Consider the following 14,386-nt stretch of genomic DNA (forward strand, 5'->3'; position numbering starts at 1 on the left):
CATCATCGCCGCTGATCTCCATGCGTACGTCCGGATACAGCGCCAGGAAGCGGTTGGCCAATGGCAACAGCACCAGCTCCACCCCTATTCGCCAAACATGTCGCCGATTTCCGGCAAGCTGTGGTTGGTCAGCTCCTTGGACAAGGCCATGGCCACCTGGCGCGGGCGCGCGACGGAACGCGAGCGACGCTTGGACAGCAGGTCGGCGATCTTGATCTTGTAGTACTCGGCCACGGTGCGCTGGATGTTATCCACACTCACCAGTTTGTCTTGCAGGGCCAGCAGGTCCTTGAGCGACTCGCGAATCAGCTCGATGGTGATATCGCGGCCCATGAAGTGCGAGTGTGCGATCACCCGCTTCAAGGCACCTTCGAGTTCACGAACGTTCGAACGAATGCGCTGGGCGATGAAGAACGCAGCGTCGTGTGGAAGCTCGACCTTGGCCTGGTCGGCCTTCTTCATCAAGATAGCCACGCGGGTTTCCAGCTCGGGCGGCTCCACGGCCACCGTCAGGCCCCAACCGAAGCGCGACTTCAGGCGTTCTTCCAGGCCTTCGATTTCCTTCGGGTAGCGGTCACTGGTGAGGATCACCTGTTGGCCGCCCTCGAGCAGGGCGTTGAAGGTGTGGAAAAACTCTTCCTGGGAGCGCTCTTTGCGGGCGAAGAACTGGATATCGTCGATCAGCAGCGCGTCGACAGAGCGGTAGAAACGCTTGAATTCATTGATAGCGTTGAGCTGCAGCGCCTTGACCATGTCCGCGACGAAACGCTCGGAATGCAGGTAGACCACCTTGGCATTCGGGTTCTTCTTCAGCAGATGGTTGCCCACGGCATGCATGAGGTGCGTCTTACCCAAGCCCACGCCGCCATAAAGGAAGAGCGGGTTGTAACCGTGCTTGGGGTTGTCGGCGACCTGCCAGGCAGCAGCGCGCGCCAACTGGTTGGACTTACCTTCGACAAAGGTTTCGAAGGTAAAGGTACGGTTCAGGTAACTGGTGTGCTTCAGCGCACCTTCAACCTGGACGGTACGTTGCTCGGTACGCCCCTTGGCGGCAGGCGCGGCCTCACCCATGGCTTCGAAACTGTCCAGGGTAGACGGTTCGGCCATTTCAACGAGCTGCTCAGTCGCCATTGCAGCGGGGGCACTGGCCACCGGCTCGCTTGGCGAAACCACTTGTGCAGCCTTCTGCGTCTGCGCCAGCGAAGCGGCCATGGCAGCACTCACTGGCGCATTGGGTGCGGCACGCGGTGCAGAGCTACGCCGGCTGCCAATAAGAAGAGACAACGCAGGGGCCAGGCCGTTGCCTCGCTCACCCAGCAGCTCGAGCAGCCGCCCCAGGTACTTTTCATTGACCCAATCAAGAACGAAGCGGTTGGGCGCATAGACGCGCAACTCGTCGCCTTCGGCTTCGACCTGTAGCGGACGGATCCAGGTGTTGAATTGCTGGGCAGGCAGTTCATCGCGCAGAAGCTCCACGCACTGCTGCCAAAGTTCCACTGACACGGATATCCCCTGAGTTGAAAGCCGGATGAGGCAAAAACAATCCGCCATTGTACCGAGGGCGGGCACACTTATCCACATGTGTGGGCAAGATGAGTCGCGGTAAATCAGTCATTTAGCGGCATAAACGCCATCAATGCCTTGTGAATAAGCCCTGTGGATAACAACCATTGAGGGCTATGCACAACCCCGGGCTCAGGTCTGTGGATAAAACATCTGTGGATAAACGCCGCTTTATTCCACAGCTTTTGCCCATGCCCAACACAGCCGCAGCACCTGTTTCCGACAGCTTTATGACTCTCTGTACATAGCGAATTTACTGGCCTTTAGATGCTTATCCACAGAAGGTTATCCACCTAAAAGCTATAAGATCTTCAAAAAAGCTTTCTATATGACTTTCTTTTTTTTAATTTCTGGAGCGCTGTGAGTCTGCCTCACCGGATCCCGGGTCGCCAACGTGCCAGTACCCACCAACAGATATAGAAAGGATCCGTTGGTTGGAAATTGACCTACGAGCTTGCTTTCTCTAGAATCGCCGGTCTCTTAAAAAGGGGGCCATCCCGGCCCGTTGTCGACAACCCAGGTAACACGCCATGAAACGTACTTTCCAACCAAGCACCATCAAGCGCGCGCGCACCCACGGTTTCCGTGCCCGTATGGCCACCAAGAACGGCCGCGCTGTTCTGTCGCGTCGTCGCGCCAAAGGCCGTAAGCGTCTGGCCATTTGATTTTCCGGCACAGGTGGTGAGTCAGGACTTCAGTCGGGATAAGCGACTGCTTACACCCCGGCACTTCAAAGCGGTCTTCGACTCCCCAACCGGCAAGGTTCCAGGGAAAAACCTGCTTATCCTTGCCCGCGAGAACGGCCTCGATCATCCGCGCCTCGGCCTGGTGATCGGCAAGAAGAGCGTCAAGCTCGCCGTTCAGCGCAATCGCCTGAAACGCCTGATGCGCGATTCCTTTCGCCTGAACCAGCAGTCACTCGCTGGCTTGGACATCGTGATCGTCGCGCGCAAGGGGTTGGGCGAGGTAGAAAACCCAGAATTGCACCAACACTTTGGCAAACTCTGGAAGCGCCTGGCCCGTAGTCGGCCCTCTCCAGCGGTAACTGCCGACACCGCGGGGGTAGACAGTCACAATGCGTAAACTGGCGCTCGTTCCGATCCAGTTTTACCGTTACGCCATCAGTCCTCTGATGGCCAGTCACTGTCGTTTCTACCCTTCTTGCTCCTGCTATGCCTATGAAGCCATTGAAACCCATGGCCTCTTGCGTGGTGGGTGGCTGACCGTTCGTCGCCTGGGGCGTTGTCATCCGTGGAACGACGGCGGTTACGACCCTGTTCCACCCGCTCCTTCCTCCCGAACTTCTTCGATAGCCGAGTAACCATGGATATTAAACGCACGATCCTGATCGTCGCCCTGGCAATCGTGTCCTACGTGCTGGTCCTCAAGTGGAACCAGGACTACGGTCAGGCAGCCCTGCCGACTCAGAACACTGCTGCCAGCACCACTGCGCCGGCGCTGCCGGACACCGTGCCAGCGGGCAACAATGGCGCCAGCGCCGATGTGCCGAGCGCGAATGCTGAAACCAGCCCCGCCGTTGTGGCGCCGGTCGCGGTCAGCAAGGACCTGATCAGGGTCAAGACCGATGTCCTGGACCTGGCTATCGACCCGGTCGGTGGTGACATCGTCCAGCTGACCTTGCCTCAGTACCCGCGTCGCCAGGACCACCCGGACATTCCGTTCCAGTTGTTCGACAACGGCAGCGAGCGCACCTACCTGGCACAAAGCGGCCTGACCGGCGTCAACGGTCCGGATGCCCGCTCCGGCGGTCGCCCGCTGTATGCCGCCGAGCAGAAGAGCTACCAGCTGGCCGACGGCCAGGAGCAACTGGTGGTCGACCTGAAGTTCAGCGAGAACGGCGTCAACTACATCAAGCGCTTCACCATCAAGCGCGGTGAGTACGACCTGACTGTCAGCTACCTGATCGACAACCAGAGCGGCCAGGCCTGGACCGGCAACATGTTTGCGCAGCTCAAGCGTGACGCCAGCTCCGATCCGTCCTCGAGCACTGCGACCGGCACCGCCACCTACCTGGGCGCTGCCCTGTGGACAAGTGCAGAGCCGTACAAGAAAGTGTCGATGAAGGACATCGACAAAGGTAGTTTGAAAGAAAATGTAACCGGCGGCTGGGTCGCCTGGCTGCAGCACTACTTCGTCACCGCGTGGATTCCACAAGGTGCCGAGAACAATGCCGTGCAAACCCGCAAGGACAGCCAGGGCAACTACATCATCGGCTACACCGGCCCAGCCCTGAACGTGGCTGCCGGCGCCAAGGCCGAAACCAGCGCCGTGCTGTATGCCGGTCCGAAGATCCAGTCCAAGCTCAAGGAGTTGTCCCCAGGCCTGGAACTGACCGTCGATTACGGCTTCCTGTGGTTCATCGCGCAACCGATCTTCTGGCTGCTGCAACATATCCACAGCCTGCTGGGCAACTGGGGCTGGTCGATCATCGTCCTGACCATGCTCATCAAGGGCCTGTTCTTCCCGCTGTCGGCTGCCAGCTACCGCTCGATGGCGCGCATGCGTGCCGTATCGCCGAAACTGGCGCAGCTCAAGGAACGCTTCGGTGACGATCGCCAGAAGATGTCCCAGGCGATGATGGAGCTGTACAAGAAAGAGAAGATCAACCCGCTGGGCGGCTGCTTGCCGATCCTGGTGCAGATGCCGGTGTTCCTGGCCCTGTACTGGGTACTGCTGGAAAGCGTCGAGATGCGCCAGGCCCCGTGGATGCTGTGGATCACCGACCTTTCGATCAAGGATCCGTTCTTCATCCTGCCGATCATCATGGGCGCGACCATGTTCATCCAGCAGCGCCTGAACCCGACGCCGCCGGATCCGATGCAGGCCAAGGTGATGAAAATGATGCCGATCATCTTCACCTTCTTCTTCCTGTGGTTCCCGGCTGGTCTGGTGCTGTACTGGGTTGTGAACAACTGCCTGTCGATCGCACAGCAGTGGTACATCACCCGCAAGATCGAGGCAGCAATGGCCAACAACGCTGCTGCGTGACAGGCTGCTACGCTAGCCTGTGAATAAAAACGCCCCCCAGTGGGGCGTTTTTGCTATCTGTCGTATTCGTCGTAGAGGCTTCGAGCATGAACACTGTGCGTGAAACCATCGCTGCCATCGCCACGGCCCAGGGCCGCGGTGGCGTCGGTATCGTCAGGCTGTCAGGGCCCCTGGCTGCCCAGGCTGGCCAGCTCATCACCGGGCGCACGCTCAAGCCCAGGCATGCGCATTACGGCCCGTTTCGCGACGAAGAAGGGCTGGTGCTGGATGAAGGCATCGCGCTGTTCTTCCCTGGGCCGAACTCGTTCACTGGCGAGGATGTGCTGGAACTGCAGGGACACGGCGGCCCGGTCGTCCTCGATATGCTGCTGCAACGCTGTGTACAAGTCGGCTGTCGGTTGGCCCGGCCAGGCGAATTCAGTGAACGCGCATTTCTCAACGACAAGCTCGACCTGGCCCAGGCCGAGGCGATCGCCGACCTGATCGAAGCCAGCTCCAGCCAGGCGGCACGCAATGCCTTGCGCTCGCTGCAAGGCGAGTTTTCCAAACGCGTGCACAGCCTTACTGAAGCGCTGATTGCCCTGCGTATCTACGTCGAAGCGGCAATCGACTTCCCTGAGGAGGAAATCGACTTCCTCGCGGATGGCCATGTGTTGTCGATGCTCAATACAGTGCGTGCAACGTTATCCACAGTGCAACGTGAAGCCGGGCAGGGGGCTTTGTTACGCGATGGCATGACCGTGGTCATCGCCGGCAGGCCGAACGCCGGCAAATCGAGCCTGCTGAACCAGCTGGCGGGGCGCGAGGCGGCGATCGTCACGGACATTGCGGGTACTACCCGGGACATCCTGCGCGAACATATCCACATCGATGGCATGCCGCTGCACGTCGTCGATACCGCAGGCCTGCGCGACACTGACGACCATGTGGAAAAGATCGGTGTGGAACGTGCCCTCAAGGCCATTGGCGAAGCTGACCGCGTGTTGCTGGTCGTGGACTCCACCGCCCCAGAAGCCGGTGACCCTTTCGCCCTGTGGCCGGAGTTCCTCGATCAGCGGCCGGAACCAGGCAAGGTCACCCTGATTCGCAACAAGGCCGACCTCAGTGGCGAGGCCGTAGGCCTGGAGCAGAGCGAGGATGGCCACGTGACCATTACCCTCAGCGCCAAAGGCGATGACCAGGGCCTGCAATTGCTGCGCGATCACCTGAAAGCCTGCATGGGCTACGAGCAGACGGCAGAAAGCGGGTTCAGTGCGCGTAGACGCCACCTGGATGCGCTACGCCAGGCCAGCGCACACCTGGAGCACGGGCATGCGCAACTCACACTGGCGGGCGCCGGCGAGCTGCTGGCCGAAGACCTGCGTCAGGCTCAACAAGCGCTGGGGGAAATCACCGGGGCGTTCAGCTCCGATGACCTGCTGGGCCGGATCTTCTCCAGCTTCTGCATCGGCAAGTAGCCGCAGGCAAACACTGTCATCGAGCCGCTCCTGTTGGAGCGGCTTTTTTTTGCCCAGCGAAAAGCAGAAATTTTCATCAACAGGGGCGAAAGCGTGGGCAGGAGGTCTGTGGAAAACTCGCCATCAGCTCCGTTGATAACCCTGCTTTTTTGTTGAGGACAATTGCACCTGTGGGTAAACAAGCATTTAATCCACAGGCTAAAACCGGTTATCCATAGCCCTCATGGGTACTTCACCCCAGGGTTTAATTTCGCTGTAAGCCATACAGATAAAAGCCTGTAGTGGTTTATCCACAGAAAAGCATGTGCATAAGAATAAACATAAAAATAAAGCTTTTTTAAATTTTTCCTCTTTGATTTCTGTTATCTGCCATTCATCCACAGATTGGTCAAAATTTGCTCAGACGGTTTCACTCAAGAGGCTGAAGTCCCTATACTTGTCCGCTTACCTTCTCTATTCGCGAAACAGGCACGAGGTGCGTGGTGGATTTCCCTTCCCGTTTTGAAGTGATCGTCATCGGCGGCGGCCATGCCGGTACCGAGGCTGCGCTTGCGTCTGCACGCATGGGTGTGAAAACCCTGCTGCTGACCCATAACGTGGAAACCCTCGGGCACATGAGCTGCAACCCAGCCATTGGCGGCATTGGCAAGAGCCATCTGGTCAAAGAGATCGATGCGCTCGGCGGCGCCATGGCGCTGGCTACCGACAAGAGCGGTATCCAGTTCCGCATCCTGAACAACCGCAAAGGCCCGGCCGTACGCGCTACCCGTGCCCAGGCAGACCGCGCCATCTACAAGGCGGTGGTGCGCGAGATCCTGGAGAACCAGCCGAACCTGTGGATATTCCAGCAGTCCTGCGACGACCTGATCGTCGAGCAGGACCAGGTCAAGGGCGTTGTCACGCAAATGGGCCTGCGTTTCTTCGCCGACTCCGTGGTGCTCACCAGCGGCACCTTCCTCGGTGGACTTATCCACATCGGCTTGCAGAACTACTCCGGTGGCCGCGCCGGCGACCCGCCCGCCAACGCCCTGGCCCAACGCATGCGTGAACTGCCGCTGCGTGTCGGCCGCCTGAAGACCGGGACTCCGCCACGCATCGATGGCCGCTCGGTGGACTTCTCGGTGATGGCCGAGCAGCCCGGCGACACGCCGATCCCAGTCATGTCGTTCATGGGCAATGCGCAGATGCACCCGCGCCAGGTGAGCTGCTACATCACCCACACCAATGCCCGCACCCACGAGATCATTGCCTCGAACCTCGACCGTTCGCCGATGTACTCCGGGGTGATCGAAGGCATTGGCCCGCGCTACTGCCCGTCGATCGAAGACAAGATCCACCGCTTCGCCGACAAGGAAAGCCACCAGGTGTTCATCGAGCCGGAAGGCCTGACCACCCATGAGCTGTACCCCAACGGTATCTCCACTTCGTTGCCGTTCGATGTGCAGCTGGAGATCGTGCGTTCGATCCGCGGCATGGAAAACGCCCACATCGTGCGCCCTGGCTACGCCATCGAGTACGACTACTTCGACCCTCGCGACCTGAAGTACAGCCTCGAGACCAAGGTCATCGGCGGTCTGTTCTTCGCCGGCCAGATCAACGGCACCACCGGCTACGAAGAAGCCGGCGCCCAAGGCCTGTTGGCAGGGACCAACGCTGCACTGCGTGCCCAAGGCCGTGAAAGCTGGTGCCCACGCCGCGACGAGGCGTACATCGGCGTGTTGGTCGACGACCTGATCACCCTGGGTACCCAGGAGCCGTACCGCATGTTCACCTCGCGCGCCGAATATCGGCTGATCCTGCGCGAGGACAACGCCGACCTGCGCCTGACCGAAAAGGGCCGCGAACTGGGCCTGGTCGACGACGCCCGCTGGGCGGCGTTCTGCGCCAAGCGCGAAGGTATCGAGCGTGAAGAGCAGCGCCTGAAGTCGACCTGGGTACGCCCCGGCACGCCGGAAGGCCAAGCGGTTGTGGATAAGTTCGGCACCCCGCTGGCCCATGAGTACAACCTGCTGAACCTGCTGGCCCGGCCGGAAATCGACTATGCCGGCCTGATCGAAGCCACCGGCGGCGCCGATATCGACCCGCAAGTCGCCGAGCAGGTCGAGATCAAGACCAAGTACGCCGGTTACATCGACCGCCAGCAGGACGAGATCGCCCGCCTGCGCGCCAGCGAAGACACGCGCCTGCCTGTGGATATCGACTACGCTTCGATCTCCGGGCTGTCCAAGGAAATCCAGGGCAAGCTCGGCCAGACCCGCCCTGAAACCCTTGGCCAGGCCTCGCGTATCCCCGGTGTGACCCCGGCGGCGATCTCCCTGTTGCTGATTCATCTGAAAAAACGCGGCGCAGGCCGCGAACTGGAGCAAAGCGCTTGAGTGTCCTGGTCACCCCGCAACACGCCGAAGAATTATCCACAGGTGCGCGCCAGCTCGGTGTCGAGCTAACCTCCCAGCAGCATGAAATGCTGCTGGGCTACCTGGCCCTGTTGATCAAGTGGAACAAGGCCTACAACCTCACGGCGGTACGTGACCCGGACGAAATGGTTTCGCGCCACCTGCTCGACAGCCTCAGCGTCATGTCTTTCATCGGCACCGACACCCTGCGTTGGCTGGACGTCGGCAGCGGCGGCGGCATGCCGGGCATTCCCCTGGCTATCCTGCACCCGCACAAGCAGGTGACGGTGCTCGACAGCAACGGCAAGAAAACCCGCTTCCTGACCCAGGTGAAGATGGAGCTGAAACTCGACAACCTGCAAGTTATCAACAGCCGGGTCGAAGAGTTCCAACCCCCGCAGCCGTTCAGCGGCATCATCTCCCGGGCGTTCAGCAGCATGGAGAACTTCACCGGCTGGACCCGCCACCTGGGCGACAGCAACACGCAATGGCTTGCAATGAAGGGGCTGCATCCTGCCGATGAACTGGTAGCATTGCCCGCAGACTTCACAGTGGAAAGCGAGCAGGCCCTGACCGTTCCGGGTTGCCAGGGCCAGCGCCATCTGCTGATACTGCGCCGCAAGGCTTGACTGGGAACACACGCAACAATGGCTAAGGTATTCGCAATCGCGAACCAGAAGGGTGGTGTCGGCAAGACCACCACCTGCATCAATCTCGCCGCATCGCTGGCCGCGACCAAGCGTCGCGTGCTGCTGATCGACCTCGATCCACAGGGCAACGCCACCATGGGCAGTGGTGTGGATAAACACGAGCTCGAACATTCGGTCTACGACGTGCTGATCGGTGAATGCGACTTGGCCCAGGCCATGCACTATTCCGAACACGGCGGTTTCCAGCTGCTGCCGGCCAACCGCGACCTGACCGCCGCGGAAGTGGTGCTGCTGGAAATGCAGATGAAGGAGAGCCGCCTGCGCAATGCGCTGGCGCCGATCCGCGACAACTACGACTACATCCTCATCGACTGCCCGCCCTCGCTGTCGATGCTGACGCTGAACGCGCTGGTCGCCTCCGACGGCGTGATCATCCCCATGCAGTGCGAGTACTACGCGCTCGAAGGTCTCAGCGACCTTGTGGATAACATCAAGCGCATCGCCGCCCGGCTGAACCCGGAGCTGAAGATCGAAGGCTTGCTGCGCACCATGTACGACCCGCGGCTGAGCCTGAACAACGATGTGTCGGAGCAGCTCAAGGAGCACTTCGGCGACCAGCTCTACGACACCGTTATCCCGCGCAACATCCGCCTGGCCGAGGCGCCGAGTTTCGGCATGCCGGCCCTGGCCTACGACAAGCAATCGCGTGGCGCGCTGTCCTACCTGGCCCTGGCCGGGGAACTGGTACGCCGTCAACGCCGTCAATCTCGCACTGCACAGACAACTTAAGGAATCCGCATGGCCATCAAGAAACGCGGTCTCGGACGTGGGTTGGATGCACTGCTCAGTGGTCCGACCGTCAGCGCGCTCGAAGAGCAGGCCGTGAAGGTCGACCAGAAGGAACTGCAACACCTGCCGGTCGAGCTGATCCAGCGTGGCAAGTACCAGCCACGCCGCGACATGGACCCCGAGGCCCTGGAAGAACTGGCGCACTCGATCCGCAAGCAGGGCGTGATGCAACCGATCGTGGTGCGCCCGATCAGCGACAACCGCTACGAGATCATCGCCGGCGAGCGCCGTTGGCGCGCCACCCAGCAGGCTGGCCTGGATACCATCCCGGCCATGGTCCGCGAAGTGCCCGACGAAGCGGCTATCGCCATGGCGCTGATCGAGAACATCCAGCGCGAAGACCTCAACCCACTGGAGGAGGCCATCGCCCTGCAGCGCCTGCAGCAGGAGTTCGAGCTGACCCAGCAGCAGGTGGCCGATGCCGTGGGCAAGTCGCGGGTGACTGTGACCAACCTGCTGCGGCTCATCACCCTGCCGGAGGCGATCAAGACCATGCTTGCCCATGGCGACCTGGAGATGGGCCATGCTCGTGCTTTGCTCGGTCTGGACGAAAGCCGACAGGAAGAAGGGGCGCGACATGTTGTCGCACGCGGGCTCACCGTGCGCCAAACTGAGGCACTGGTGCGTCAGTGGCTAAGCGGCAAACCTGATCCGGTGCAAGCGGATAAACCTGATCCGGACATTGCCCGCCTGGAGCAGCGTCTGGCAGAGCGCCTGGGCTCTTCGGTACAGATCCGCCATGGCAACAAGGGCAAGGGCCAATTGGTTATTCGCTACAACTCGCTCGACGAGTTGCAAGGCGTCCTCGCTCACATTCGCTGAAACAATTCCTGTTGTAGCGCGCAGTCGGAAATCACTACCCGATAGTTGAATAGGGGTTAATCCCCCCCTATACTCTGCGCGCATTTTGTCGGCACAAATTATGCCAAGTCGTTGCTGACTTGAGGGTCGACTTTCGAGGAGCAGTTTTGATGGAAATCCGCACGCCAAACCGCCTGCCTTTCCATCGTTGGCCGGTCTTTCCGGTACTGCTGGCTCAATTTGGAGTGTTATTGCTGGCAACCCTGGTGTTGTGGCAATGGCAGGGCAACGTCAGCGGATATTCAGGCCTCTGCGGAGGTTTAATCGCCTGGCTGCCCAACGTGTATTTCGCCTGGAAGGCGTTTCGCTTCAGCGGAGCCCGGGCGGCGCAAGCCATCGTCAAGTCGTTCTACGCAGGCGAGGCTGGCAAATTGATTTTGACGGCAGTGCTGTTTGCACTGACCTTCGCAGGAGTGAAGCCACTGGCGCCGCTGGCAGTATTCGGCGTCTTCATGCTGACCCTTTCGGTCAGCTGGTTTACGCCCCTGCTGATGAATAAAAGACTTTCGAGACCTTAGGGCGTTTGAGGCAACCATGGCAGCAGAAACCGCTTCGGGCTATATCCAGCACCACTTGCAGAACCTGACCTACGGTCAACTACCAGACGGCAGCTGGGGCTTCGCCCATTCGGCTGCAGAAGCCAAGGCAATGGGCTTCTGGGCGTTCCACCTGGACACCCTGGGTTGGTCCGTCGCGCTGGGTCTGATCTTCCTGTTCATTTTCCGCATGGCAGCCAAGAAGGCCACTTCCGGCCAGCCGAGCGGTCTGCAGAACTTCGTCGAAGTGCTGGTGGACTTCGTCAACGGCAGCGTGAAGGACTCCTTCCACGGCCGTAGCCCGGTGATCGCCCCACTGGCGCTGACCATCTTCGTCTGGGTCTTCCTGATGAACGCCATCGACCTGGTACCGGTCGACTGGATTCCTCAGCTGGCCATCCTGATCTCTGGCGACCCGCACATTCCGTTCCGTGCGGTACCGACCACCGACCCGAACGCGACCCTGGCCATGGCCTTCAGCGTGTTCGCGCTCATCATCTTCTACAGCATCAAGGTCAAGGGCCTGGGCGGTTTCCTCGGCGAACTCACCCTGCACCCGTTCGGCAGCAAGAACATCTTCGTTCAGATCCTGCTGATCCCGGTGAACTTCCTGCTGGAATTCGTCACCCTGATCGCCAAGCCAATCTCCCTGGCACTGCGTCTGTTCGGCAACATGTACGCCGGCGAACTGGTGTTCATCCTGATCGCCGTGATGTTCGGCGCCGGCATCCTGTGGCTGAGCGGCCTGGGTATCGTGCTGCAGTGGGCGTGGGCTGTGTTCCACATCCTGATCATCACGCTGCAAGCTTTCATCTTCATGATGCTGACCATCGTCTACCTGTCGATGGCCCACGAAGATAACCATTAAGACCGCCTGGCGTGTCTGATAGCCTTCCCCGCCTGCCTGGGGGGAGGGCTTTAAAAGTCCGCAAGGGCAGCTGTACCAAAACGATTTGTTTTACCGCTTCAAACTAAAAAACCTAACCAATACGACGTAAAAGTCGGGAGGAAAGATGGAAACTGTAGTTGGTCTGACCGCTATCGCTGTTGCTCTGCTGATCGGCCTGGGTGCTCTGGGTACCGCCATTGGTTTCGGCCTGCTGGGCGGCAAGTTCCTGGAAGGCGCTGCTCGTCAGCCTGAAATGGTTCCAATGCTGCAGGTCAAAATGTTCATCGTTGCCGGTCTGCTCGACGCCGTAACCATGATCGGTGTTGGTATCGCTCTGTTCTTCACCTTCGCGAACCCCTTCGTTGGTCAGATCGCCGGCTAATCACTCGTTCCCACGAGTTGATTGGTGTGATGGACAAAGACCGAGCGAGGTATTGGCGTGAACATTAATGCAACCCTGATCGGCCAATCCGTTGCTTTTCTGATTTTTGTGCTGTTCTGCATGAAGTACGTATGGCCTCCGGTCATCACTGCCCTGCAAGAGCGCCAAAAGAAGATTGCCGACGGCCTGGACGCTGCCAACCGCGCAGCTCGCGATCTGGAACTGGCCCAAGAAAAAGCGGGTCAGCAACTGCGCGAAGCGAAGGCACAGGCAGCCGAAATCATTGAGCAAGCGAAAAAGCGCGCTGCTCAGCTTGTCGAGGAAGCCCGTGATCAGGCCCGCGTCGAAGCTGACCGTGTGAAAGCTCAGGCTCAAGCCGAGATCGAACAGGAACTGAACGGTATCAAAGACGCGCTGCGTGCCCAAGTGGGCGCCCTGGCCGTTGGCGGTGCTGAAAAGATCCTTGGCGCCACAATCGATCAAAACGCGCATGCGGAGCTGGTTAACAAACTGGCCGCTGAAATTTAAGCGAGGGCGATCATGGCAGAACTGACCACGTTGGCCCGACCTTACGCTAAGGCTGCCTTCGAGCATGCCCAGGCCCATCAGCAACTGGCCAATTGGTCAGCCATGCTCGGCCTGGCTGCTGCGGTGTCGGAAGACGGCACCATGCAGCGCCTGCTCAAGGCCCCGCAACTGACTAGCGCAGACAAGGCCGCCGCATTCATTGAAGTGTGCGGTGACAAGTTCGATGCTCAGGCACAGAATTTCATTCATGTTGCCGCGGAAAACGACCGTCTCCTGCTTCTGCCGGAGATTGCCGCTCTGTTCGACCTGTACAAGGCCGAGCAAGAGAAATCCGTGGACGTGGAAGTCACCAGTGCTTTTGCGTTGAACCAAGAACAGCAAGACAAACTCGCCAAGGTTCTCAGTGCACGGCTCAGCCGGGAAGTACGCCTGCACGCGTCGGAGGATGCCAGCCTGATCGGCGGCGTCGTCATCCGCGCCGGCGACCTGGTAATCGATGGCTCGGTTCGCGGCAAAATCGCGAAACTGGCCGAAGCATTGAAATCTTGAGTTTGAAGGGGCAGCAGAGCAATGCAGCAACTCAATCCTTCCGAAATTAGTGAAATCATCAAGGGTCGCATCGAGAAACTCGATGTCGGCTCCCAAGCCCGCAACGAAGGTACCGTCGTCAGCGTTTCTGACGGTATCGTGCGGATCCACGGTCTGGCCGACGTCATGTACGGCGAAATGATCGAGTTCCCTGGCGGCGTCTACGGCATGGCACTGAACCTGGAGCAAGACTCCGTGGGTGCAGTTGTTCTGGGTGCATACACCACCCTGGCCGAAGGCATGAGCGCCAAGTGCACCGGTCGTATCCTGGAAGTTCCAGTCGGCAAAGGCCTGCTGGGCCGCGTCGTCGACGCTCTGGGTAACCCGATCGATGGCAAGGGTCCTCTGACCACCACCGAAACCGATGCAGTCGAAAAGGTTGCACCGGGCGTTATCTGGCGTAAATCGGTAGACCAGCCTGTACAGACTGGCTACAAGTCGGTCGACGCCATGATCCCGGTTGGCCGTGGCCAGCGCGAGCTGATCATCGGTGACCGTCAGATCGGTAAGACCGCTCTGGCGATCGACGCGATCATCAACCAGAAAGACAGCGGCATCTTCTGCGTCTACGTCGCCGTTGGTCAGAAGCAGTTCATCACCTTCCTCGGCTGGACCCCGCACCCGATGAACGTGAAACTGAAGATGCACTACCTCACCGGCGGCGAGAAATGGTTTGGCAGC

General features: G+C 59.7%; 14 protein-coding genes and 2 pseudogenes. 15 read left to right on the forward strand and 1 reads right to left on the reverse strand.

Annotation, left to right across the window (positions count from 1 at the left end; genetic code table 11):
• Positions 1-90: 90 nt before the first annotated feature.
• Positions 91-1,503: pseudogene (gene dnaA / locus ACQKPE_RS23540) on the reverse strand (chromosomal replication initiator protein DnaA); the annotation flags it as partial.
• Between the two features lie 590 nt (positions 1,504-2,093).
• On the opposite strand from dnaA, the gene rpmH reads away from it, so the two are divergent.
• The 15 genes and pseudogenes from rpmH to ACQKPE_RS23615 form a co-directional block, all read left to right on the forward strand.
• Positions 2,094-2,228: a 50S ribosomal protein L34 gene (rpmH, locus tag ACQKPE_RS23545; protein ID WP_003253163.1), complete on the forward strand. Its 135-nt coding sequence runs from the start codon at positions 2,094-2,096 to the stop codon at positions 2,226-2,228.
• 13 nt (positions 2,229-2,241) lie between these two features.
• Complete coding sequence (rnpA, locus tag ACQKPE_RS23550; protein WP_375098453.1) at positions 2,242-2,646, forward strand: ribonuclease P protein component; 405 nt, start codon at positions 2,242-2,244, stop codon at positions 2,644-2,646.
• Positions 2,639-2,884 (forward strand): membrane protein insertion efficiency factor YidD, encoded by a 246-nt coding sequence (yidD, locus tag ACQKPE_RS23555; protein ID WP_375098454.1) that lies wholly within the window; start codon positions 2,639-2,641, stop codon positions 2,882-2,884. The genes rnpA and yidD overlap by 8 nt, the downstream gene beginning before the upstream one ends.
• A 2-nt stretch (positions 2,885-2,886) precedes the next feature.
• Entirely contained in the window at positions 2,887-4,572 is a 1,686-nt protein-coding gene (gene yidC / locus ACQKPE_RS23560) for a membrane protein insertase YidC (RefSeq protein WP_427669091.1), read from the forward strand.
• 86 nt (positions 4,573-4,658) lie between these two features.
• Positions 4,659-6,029, forward strand: coding sequence for a tRNA uridine-5-carboxymethylaminomethyl(34) synthesis GTPase MnmE (gene mnmE, locus ACQKPE_RS23565; RefSeq protein ID WP_427669092.1), 1,371 nt, complete (start codon positions 4,659-4,661; stop codon positions 6,027-6,029).
• 482 nt (positions 6,030-6,511) lie between these two features.
• The gene (mnmG, locus tag ACQKPE_RS23570) at positions 6,512-8,404 is read left to right on the forward strand and encodes a tRNA uridine-5-carboxymethylaminomethyl(34) synthesis enzyme MnmG (RefSeq protein ID WP_427669093.1); all 1,893 of its coding nucleotides are present in this window, start codon (positions 6,512-6,514) and stop codon (positions 8,402-8,404) included.
• Positions 8,401-9,051 (forward strand): 16S rRNA (guanine(527)-N(7))-methyltransferase RsmG, encoded by a 651-nt coding sequence (rsmG, locus tag ACQKPE_RS23575; protein ID WP_427669094.1) that lies wholly within the window; start codon positions 8,401-8,403, stop codon positions 9,049-9,051. Before mnmG ends, rsmG begins: the two co-directional genes overlap by 4 nt.
• A gap of 18 nt (positions 9,052-9,069) precedes the next feature.
• Positions 9,070-9,861: a ParA family protein gene (locus ACQKPE_RS23580; RefSeq protein WP_427669095.1), complete on the forward strand. Its 792-nt coding sequence runs from the start codon at positions 9,070-9,072 to the stop codon at positions 9,859-9,861.
• A 9-nt stretch (positions 9,862-9,870) separates the two neighbouring features.
• Positions 9,871-10,743 (forward strand): ParB/RepB/Spo0J family partition protein, encoded by an 873-nt coding sequence (locus ACQKPE_RS23585; RefSeq protein WP_427669096.1) that lies wholly within the window; start codon positions 9,871-9,873, stop codon positions 10,741-10,743.
• Positions 10,744-10,892: 149 nt separating this feature from the next.
• Complete coding sequence (locus tag ACQKPE_RS23590; RefSeq protein ID WP_427669097.1) at positions 10,893-11,300, forward strand: F0F1 ATP synthase subunit I; 408 nt, start codon at positions 10,893-10,895, stop codon at positions 11,298-11,300.
• A 16-nt stretch (positions 11,301-11,316) separates the two neighbouring features.
• A complete protein-coding gene (gene atpB, locus ACQKPE_RS23595; protein ID WP_427669098.1) occupies positions 11,317-12,186 on the forward strand; it encodes a F0F1 ATP synthase subunit A in 870 nt (289 codons plus the stop codon).
• A 145-nt stretch (positions 12,187-12,331) separates the two neighbouring features.
• Entirely contained in the window at positions 12,332-12,589 is a 258-nt protein-coding gene (atpE, locus tag ACQKPE_RS23600) for a F0F1 ATP synthase subunit C (RefSeq protein ID WP_003097235.1), read from the forward strand.
• 57 nt (positions 12,590-12,646) lie between these two features.
• Positions 12,647-13,117 (forward strand): F0F1 ATP synthase subunit B, encoded by a 471-nt coding sequence (locus ACQKPE_RS23605; RefSeq protein WP_375098463.1) that lies wholly within the window; start codon positions 12,647-12,649, stop codon positions 13,115-13,117.
• Positions 13,118-13,129: 12 nt separating this feature from the next.
• Positions 13,130-13,666 carry a F0F1 ATP synthase subunit delta gene (locus ACQKPE_RS23610; protein WP_427669099.1) on the forward strand — a complete coding sequence of 179 codons (537 nt, stop codon included), beginning with the start codon at positions 13,130-13,132 and terminating at the stop codon, positions 13,664-13,666.
• A 21-nt stretch (positions 13,667-13,687) separates the two neighbouring features.
• Positions 13,688-14,386: pseudogene (locus ACQKPE_RS23615) on the forward strand (hypothetical protein); the annotation flags it as partial.

Source organism: Pseudomonas sp. NPDC089554 (genome assembly GCF_050280645.1).
Lineage (GTDB): Bacteria > Pseudomonadota > Gammaproteobacteria > Pseudomonadales > Pseudomonadaceae > Aquipseudomonas.

Bases quoted from the DNA above. Each gene is read 5' to 3' on its own strand.
- rpmH (WP_003253163.1), top strand. From the start codon at position 2,094: ATGAAACGTACTTTCCAACCAAGCACCATCAAGCGCGCGCGCACCCAC.
- yidD (WP_375098454.1), top strand. From the start codon at position 2,639: ATGCGTAAACTGGCGCTCGTTCCGATCCAGTTTTACCGTTACGCCATC.
- yidC (WP_427669091.1), top strand. From the start codon at position 2,887: ATGGATATTAAACGCACGATCCTGATCGTCGCCCTGGCAATCGTGTCC.
- mnmE (WP_427669092.1), top strand. From the start codon at position 4,659: ATGAACACTGTGCGTGAAACCATCGCTGCCATCGCCACGGCCCAGGGC.
- ACQKPE_RS23580 (WP_427669095.1), top strand. From the start codon at position 9,070: ATGGCTAAGGTATTCGCAATCGCGAACCAGAAGGGTGGTGTCGGCAAG.
- ACQKPE_RS23585 (WP_427669096.1), top strand. From the start codon at position 9,871: ATGGCCATCAAGAAACGCGGTCTCGGACGTGGGTTGGATGCACTGCTC.
- ACQKPE_RS23590 (WP_427669097.1), top strand. From the start codon at position 10,893: ATGGAAATCCGCACGCCAAACCGCCTGCCTTTCCATCGTTGGCCGGTC.
- atpB (WP_427669098.1), top strand. From the start codon at position 11,317: ATGGCAGCAGAAACCGCTTCGGGCTATATCCAGCACCACTTGCAGAAC.
- atpE (WP_003097235.1), top strand. From the start codon at position 12,332: ATGGAAACTGTAGTTGGTCTGACCGCTATCGCTGTTGCTCTGCTGATC.
- ACQKPE_RS23610 (WP_427669099.1), top strand. From the start codon at position 13,130: ATGGCAGAACTGACCACGTTGGCCCGACCTTACGCTAAGGCTGCCTTC.